This window comes from Pseudomonas sp. S4_EA_1b (genome assembly GCF_016307435.1).
Taxonomy (GTDB): domain Bacteria; phylum Pseudomonadota; class Gammaproteobacteria; order Pseudomonadales; family Pseudomonadaceae; genus Aquipseudomonas; species Aquipseudomonas rhodesiae.
The window spans coordinates 43,820-50,197 of sequence record NZ_JAEILC010000040.1; the positions used below are offsets into that span (position 1 = coordinate 43,820).

7 protein-coding genes are annotated in these 6,378 nt (G+C 53.5%); 4 read left to right on the top strand and 3 right to left on the bottom strand.

What is annotated here, in order from left to right:
* The first annotated feature begins 137 nt into the window (after positions 1 to 137).
* Complete coding sequence (locus YA0848_RS14230; RefSeq protein ID WP_225919174.1) at positions 138 to 347, top strand: helix-turn-helix transcriptional regulator; 210 nt, start codon at positions 138 to 140, stop codon at positions 345 to 347.
* Positions 347 to 1,402, top strand: coding sequence for an AAA family ATPase (locus YA0848_RS14235; protein WP_017735525.1), 1,056 nt, complete (start codon positions 347 to 349; stop codon positions 1,400 to 1,402). Before YA0848_RS14230 ends, YA0848_RS14235 begins: the two co-directional genes overlap by 1 nt.
* 144 nt (positions 1,403 to 1,546) lie before the next feature.
* Here the strand turns inward: YA0848_RS14235 and YA0848_RS14240 are convergent, their stop codons facing one another.
* Together YA0848_RS14240 and YA0848_RS14245 are read right to left on the bottom strand one after the other, a co-directional pair.
* Positions 1,547 to 2,380, bottom strand: coding sequence for a hypothetical protein (locus YA0848_RS14240; protein WP_023109108.1), 834 nt, complete (start codon positions 2,378 to 2,380; stop codon positions 1,547 to 1,549).
* Positions 2,381 to 2,508: 128 nt separating this feature from the next.
* Positions 2,509 to 3,084: a recombinase family protein gene (locus tag YA0848_RS14245; protein WP_017735523.1), complete on the bottom strand. Its 576-nt coding sequence runs from the start codon at positions 3,082 to 3,084 to the stop codon at positions 2,509 to 2,511.
* A 227-nt stretch (positions 3,085 to 3,311) separates the two neighbouring features.
* On the opposite strand from YA0848_RS14245, the gene YA0848_RS14250 reads away from it, so the two are divergent.
* Together YA0848_RS14250 and YA0848_RS14255 are read left to right on the top strand one after the other, a co-directional pair.
* On the top strand, positions 3,312 to 4,295 hold the full coding sequence (locus YA0848_RS14250; RefSeq protein WP_023109109.1) for a hypothetical protein: 984 nt from the start codon (positions 3,312 to 3,314) through the stop codon (positions 4,293 to 4,295).
* Between the two features lie 527 nt (positions 4,296 to 4,822).
* Positions 4,823 to 5,188 carry a hypothetical protein gene (locus YA0848_RS14255; RefSeq protein WP_031638081.1) on the top strand — a complete coding sequence of 122 codons (366 nt, stop codon included), beginning with the start codon at positions 4,823 to 4,825 and terminating at the stop codon, positions 5,186 to 5,188.
* Between the two features lie 379 nt (positions 5,189 to 5,567).
* On the opposite strand, the gene mobI is transcribed toward YA0848_RS14255, so the two are convergent.
* Entirely contained in the window at positions 5,568 to 6,029 is a 462-nt protein-coding gene (gene mobI / locus YA0848_RS14260) for a conjugative transfer protein MobI(A/C) (RefSeq protein ID WP_023109112.1), read from the bottom strand.
* Positions 6,030 to 6,378 lie beyond the last annotated feature (349 nt).

Sequence of the window (6,378 nt, forward strand, 5' to 3'; positions counted from 1 at the left end):
ACGCGCATATACCTATGCGTGTGGCAAATGCCCCTGCTCGCTATATAGCCAGCCGATATCCGTCTTTTACCCTTTTTAGCAGTAGTGCCGGAGGACGCTGCCTCACGCTTCAGGACCTAGGACTCAAATCTATGGCAATGCACGTTAGCAACTTTGACGACGTCAGCGACGATGACAAAATTCTTCGTTTACGCGATGTCGAGGCAATCGTCGGACTAAAACGCTCAACGATCTACCGCAAAATATCGGAGGGCCTTTTCCCGCGACAACGTCTTTTGTGCGGTTCCAGCGTCGGCTGGCGTAACAGCGAAGTCCAGGCTTGGATTCGGCAAAGGGAGGCTTTGTAATGCAGCCCCAAACACCTCAACAGCCAGGCTGGATGGTGGAACTCACAGCAGCGGTCGATATTCCAGTGGAAAAGATCCAGTGGATTTGGCCAGGCTGGCTGCCAAGGGCAAAGCTATCCATTCTTGCCGGCGCTGGTGGGTGCGGCAAAACCACGTTGGCAATCTCGCTGGCAGCCAGGCTTAGTAAAGGAGATGCCTGGCCAGATGGCAGCAAATGTGAGGCCGCAGGCAACGTCATAATCTGGAGTGGTGAGGATGGTATAGCTGACACGATAATTCCTCGCCTTACGGCTGCAGATGCAGACCTAAACCGCGTGCACATTATCGAAGGGCTCAGGGATCAGAGTGGGAATAGGCGACAATTTGATCCTGCAGCCAACTTTGCCCTTTTGAACGAGGCAGCCACACGGATTAACGGCGTTTCATTGCTGATTTTCGACCCACTGATCAACCTCATTCGGGGGGACATGCACCGAGCAAACGAAGTTCGACAGGGGCTACAAATGGTAGTGGATTTTGCAGAGCGGCATTGTTGCGCTGTCCTCGGCATATCTCACCTGAGCAAAGGTACGGCCCAGTCCTCCGCAGCTAATCGTGTAATCGGCAGCCAGGCATTCTCCGCGCTCGCTCGCACTGTACTGGTGGCAGAGAAGGATCAGAATTCAGAAGCCAGGGTGCTTGTCCGAGCCAAGTCTAACGTTTCGATTGATAGCGGGGGGATCGAGTATTTCGTTGAGCCCATCGTTATAGACGAGCAGTTGGAGACAACCTGCATCCGATGGGGAGAGGCCATCGAAGGAAGCGCTGAAGCCATTCTGGCTGCTATCGAGCAAACGAACAGCCCAATACCAGCATCAGCCATTCAAGAAGCGTGCAGCTTTCTGGAGGAGACGTTACAAGCTGGGCCTGTTGCAATCACTGCGTTGAAGTCTCTAGCTGAAGAGTCTTGCATTTCGTGGGCATCAGTTCGTAGAGCTCGGAAAAAGCTCGGTATACGGTCACACAAAACAGGTATGCAGGGCGGATGGGCATTGGGACTGCCCACCTCTTCCTGAAGGTGCTCAACGAATATCGAAGGTGCTCAATACTCGTCTTGAGCGCCTTCGCTTTTATTGAACACCTTCGACTCGCGCGAGAGTCTGTATGACTGATTCCGCAGATAAAATCCCGACACGCCAGTAGCACTGGTCGACCACGAACTACTTCCCAATGAAATAGAGATTGCCGTTCTTGTTGTAAATCGCGGCAGGCCGGAAGTCCTTAGGCCAATTCCGCCCAGGATAGTATGCATACATCCATTCGGGCAGGTGACGAGCAATACCCGCCAGCGCATCCATGCCGTCCTTATCAGCTCTGCTAGCGTCAGCAAATAGTTCGCCTGAGGGATCGGTCAGGAAAATCGGGCCGTAGGCTTTCTCGGCCGAAATGAACGCTGGCGCAGCGCTCGCCGGAGCGTCGAACGGCGCGGGGTTCCCAGCAGCCAAATCTGCAAGCCTGTCGTATTTCTTGCCTGATCCGTCAGCGTACTTAGCCGGCTCATGACGCAACTTTGAGATTTTTCCACCAAAGTATTTTTCTCTCGCATCAAGCCAGGCCGACCTGACCAACGCAGATGCCTCCTTCGGGTTAGACGCGAGTTCCTCAGGCACCCACGCAGCAACCTGGTAGCGATAGACAGGGCCAGCACTGCCACCACCCAGCAAGAATAACCCGACGCCAAGAGAGGCTGCGCCTGCGCTGCTAAAACCAGTTGGAGGCGACACGTATCCCAAACCCGCCGTTGCTAAACCTCCAGAGCTTCCCGAAGATCGCGGCGCGCTCAGGTTATCTACTTCATTCCCGACCATTACCCTTGGAATATCGCGCTGACCATCGATGCGCATGGCTTCCAGAACCAACATGGCATCGGACCATTTTTCGCGAGGAACATCTTTAGGTTCTGGCAACGTTACCTTCGGGGTACTGGAGCAACCCACCAACGCAACCAACAGCAAGGTACCAACGCATCCCTTCACAGAAAAAAGCACCGACATGAAAACGCCCTATTTTTATTCAGTGGTAGTCCGGCACACTTAGAACGCCGGAGATATCCTTCACTTGCCTGCTAGGTCATAGCGCCCAAAATTTTCTGGGCAACTTCAGCGGAAAACAACACCACCACTTAAACGACCGCAGATGATTTCGGCGAACCGACGTAGCGGTAAAGCGTTGTTCGAGAAACGCCATACCGTCGGGCAACATCGGTTACCTGTATCTCAGGATCTCTGAGAAGAGCTCGTATCTCACGCACCTGACGATCATCCAGCGCAGGCTTGCGTCCACCTTTTCTCCCACGGGCACGAGCCGCAGCCAGTCCTGCACGAGTTCGTTCTCGAATGAGGTTGCGCTCAAACTCAGCCAGGGCAGCGAACACGTGAAAAATCAGCTTGCCGGCAGCGCTGGTGGTTTCGATTCGTTCAGTTATGGATTCGAAGGCCACCCCTTCCTGCTCCAAGCTACTGACAATCCCAACCAAGTCAGGCAAAGAGCGACCGAGGCGGTCCAGTCGCCAGACAACCAGAGTGTCACCGTTACGCAGAGCTTTAAGGCAATGCCCCAGCTCCGGCCTGTCCGCCGACTTGCCGCTCATGGTCTCCTCGTAGACTGTTGAGCACCCAGCCAGAGCAAGTGCATCTCGCTGCAGGTCGAGGTTCTGATCATCAGTCGACACTCGGGCATATCCAATCCGCTTTCCCATACGTTTTTCTCTCACTGATTTCGGTACAGGAAAAGTGACAGGAAAGCGGTAAATCCCAAGTCCAAAAGATCAGCTGGAATATGTGTGCCGTAAACGACCGTTTACGGGATGGATGCGCTCGTCAATTTCAGGCGCTAAATGCGACCGAAAACGAAGCCCAGGATATTTTTTCTCGCTCAACATTTCCTTTAGCAGCTCAGCACCTGAGCTGAATGGAGAAATGACCCATGAAGCAGAGTTTCCACTCACATTTTGATCGGGACTTGACCAAGGCCGGCTCGGCGGTACTCGGGGAGGCAGTCCGACGCGGTCTACTTGGGCAACACGAGGCCATGATCCACGACCAGCAATGGGCGCAGTTCTGTGTTTATGCCAGGGACTCTCATGAGGTGGATATCCTGGAATTCGTCAATAAAAAACTTGTGAGGGAGTACGGGGAAGAGCTGTACATCCAGGCATACCAAGGGAACCTTCCGCAGCAAAACGTAATCGCTCTGCTTGAGACTGTACATTCAGTAATGAGCTTCGCAAGTGATGGACGCTGGAAGGGCTCAGCCGCTGATGCTGGTAGCCGGCTTGGCTTTCCAAGCCATGCACGGATTACGGTACCTCGCGGTCTTGACCGAACTAGGTTTGAAGCCGCGATGGTAGATATTCAGGCTCTCCACTCAGAGCAGCTAGCAACATTGATCAGATTGGTTCGATACCTCGGCATGTCAATGCTAGACGCTTTTTTCTTCGACGCAGAAGATGCTCATAAAGAAGCCGAGGCGGAAAACATCTTTTATGCGTTCAGCAAAGATAAGCGTGAGCATCGGATCATTAATATTTCTGATCCTGAGCAAATTGTCATTCTGGATAAGGCCGCAGCATTTCAAAAACGACATGGCAGCAGGCGCCCGAAGCCTGCAGCTTGGCGTACATGGAAATCAAAGAACCTACCTGCAGCGCAAGAGCTTTTACTTTCTCACGGACTAAACATTGATGACTGTCGCGCAGCATATGCCTGCGAGCTCTACCAGCGGACGTCTGGTCACCACGCCCCGATTCTTGGAGGAAAAGCACCCGACGATGAGGATCTGGAGGCTCGGAATGACGTCGCCTACGAGTTAGGGCATTTGCATATTTGGGAAACTGATGCGTACGTCGGTGCCAGGGCCTACATGCGGAAAGAGCCTGCAGGCACCGGGCGCAAAGCCGTCACACAGTAGATTTGGGATTCGATCAAAAGCCCTTAACCTTTAGACCTCAAATCAAAGGAGTAAGGGCATGGATCGTTTTGAGCTGCTTGTATATGCCGTGCTTGCCGTCGTCAGTGCGCTGACCATCGCAGGCGCTATTGGCTACATGGTCGCAGCGCGTCTGGACAAAAAGCGTGGCGACGACTGAGTCTTCAGCGGTACGGCCAGCTACCTGCAGCAAACTGCCCGCTGCCTCTTTTGGCAGCGGGCGCTGATCCAAATCCAACGGCAGGGCACCCTACCGCTGCGATACGCAGTATTTTCCCAAGCCTGTGAGGTCATGGGATGACTTCGGAAGGGCTGTCAGTTTCGGCACCCTAGCGAAAGTGAGCAAAACGCCGAAGCGTTTAGATCAGCTACATGCACGCACGCCATGTGGCGAGCTAGCTTGCCCAGCAAGATAAACTCGTGCGCCGACTCGCTGACAACAGCTGACCTTGGGTTTTCAGGAAGCTACCGGAGAGTGTCTAGCGACCTCATCTATCCGGAGCACCACCATGGAATTTCGTCACCTCGGTAACGGGCAATACTTCCCACCTATTGCACCAAACGGTCGGGTTTACGCTGTACCTCTTGGGCAGGAAACCCAGGTAGAAATTTTTTGCCTGACCCCAGTAGGCATCATGGGCGCGGGCATCCAATCGCACTGGTCAGAAATCGTTGGCTGTTACTACGACGACGAAACATGGGAGATCATCCCGCGCAATTACTCGGGACGAGGAATGCGCTTCCGCAGAGGCCTATCCTGCATCATGGTGATCGCAGGCAATGAGGCCCTCACGACACACATCCAGGGCTACCCCATCCCCATGTGCGTAATTAACCGCATTGCATTCGAGCAGCAGCGTGGCAGTGAGAGATAGCGCGTTACCGCCACCACCCGCTACGCGACACAGGTACCAGCTGGAACGGCACCTACCAATGTTTATTTTATGAAAGTGAAGCCTTTCACTACTAATACAAACGAAAGCTGGCCGGCTGACTTGGTCGTAAGCGTCACTGCTAATAGCAAATACGGCCTCCGCCCCCGCCTGCATGGTCCTGCTGGCTGACAACGAGTAGATTTAGCGCCCTACACTGCTTATAGCCCGAACCCGTCGCCTTCCCTGATCAAGCGCAGCAATATATCTCGCCATAGTTCACTGCTGGTACGAGAAAGCCCCGCCAGACCAAGCTGCACGGGGCTTTCGGGATTTACAATCGGGTCAAATCTGTTCGGCACTGCTTATAGGTACTCAGCCGCTACCCTGCCGAATAGAGGTCGCCATGATTAAGCGTTTGGTATCTAGACAGCTTCTTCTCATAAGCGACCAACGTCCGACGTAGCTGACGATTCTCGCTCGCAACGCGGCGAATCTCCGCAAGCCGCCCCTCAACTTGCAGAACGAGGTGACGGTATGGATATTCAACAAACTCAAACGAGGAAGCCGGGTATTTATGTTTGCCATTCCCCTTGGCAATAGTCAGGGGCGCGAATTTGTTTTTTTGTCCTTGCAGCGGCACCAGTTTGCACCAGTAGATCGAATACGCATTCGGGCTCACCTGCTTGATTGATACGCCGGCCACAACAGATTTGACCCCGGTCTTTTTGTACAGCTTCATGGACGTATCCACATAGCTTGCTACCAAGCATCTAGCGTCCGTAAGCAGCTGCTCGTACTGCTGATCCAGCAGGGTGACTATCGTTTGTGCTTCTTTGCTCATGACGAAAGCTCTCTTCTTTGTAAGAGCCAAATGGTGACCGATCGCTGAGCACCCGGGATTCGATTTCAGACCGTTCTACCGTCGGAAATCTACGGTAAGTGGGCGGACTGGCTCAGGCTGTGACCCAGCTTCGCATCAGATGACCGACGGATGACGACATGTCAGTCGCAGAAAAACATAACATGCAAAGGATGCACGATAGATGACGACGGCAACCTTGACCCTTTGCGAAACAAGGTCGACATGTTAGAAGCAGATGACAGCGAGCGGGCGTGTATCCCTAGCAAGCTGCAACTGGCCAATTTCTGCCAGTTACGAAAGGCAGAAATCGGCCCAGAGTGTGTAAAAA

Coding starts and splice junctions, on each gene's coding strand:
- YA0848_RS14230 (WP_225919174.1), top strand. CDS start 138: ATGCACGTTAGCAACTTTGACGACGTCAGCGACGATGACAAAATTCTT.
- YA0848_RS14235 (WP_017735525.1), top strand. CDS start 347: ATGCAGCCCCAAACACCTCAACAGCCAGGCTGGATGGTGGAACTCACA.
- YA0848_RS14240 (WP_023109108.1), bottom strand. CDS start 2,380: ATGTCGGTGCTTTTTTCTGTGAAGGGATGCGTTGGTACCTTGCTGTTG.
- YA0848_RS14245 (WP_017735523.1), bottom strand. CDS start 3,084: ATGGGAAAGCGGATTGGATATGCCCGAGTGTCGACTGATGATCAGAAC.
- YA0848_RS14250 (WP_023109109.1), top strand. CDS start 3,312: ATGAAGCAGAGTTTCCACTCACATTTTGATCGGGACTTGACCAAGGCC.
- YA0848_RS14255 (WP_031638081.1), top strand. CDS start 4,823: ATGGAATTTCGTCACCTCGGTAACGGGCAATACTTCCCACCTATTGCA.
- mobI (WP_023109112.1), bottom strand. CDS start 6,029: ATGAGCAAAGAAGCACAAACGATAGTCACCCTGCTGGATCAGCAGTAC.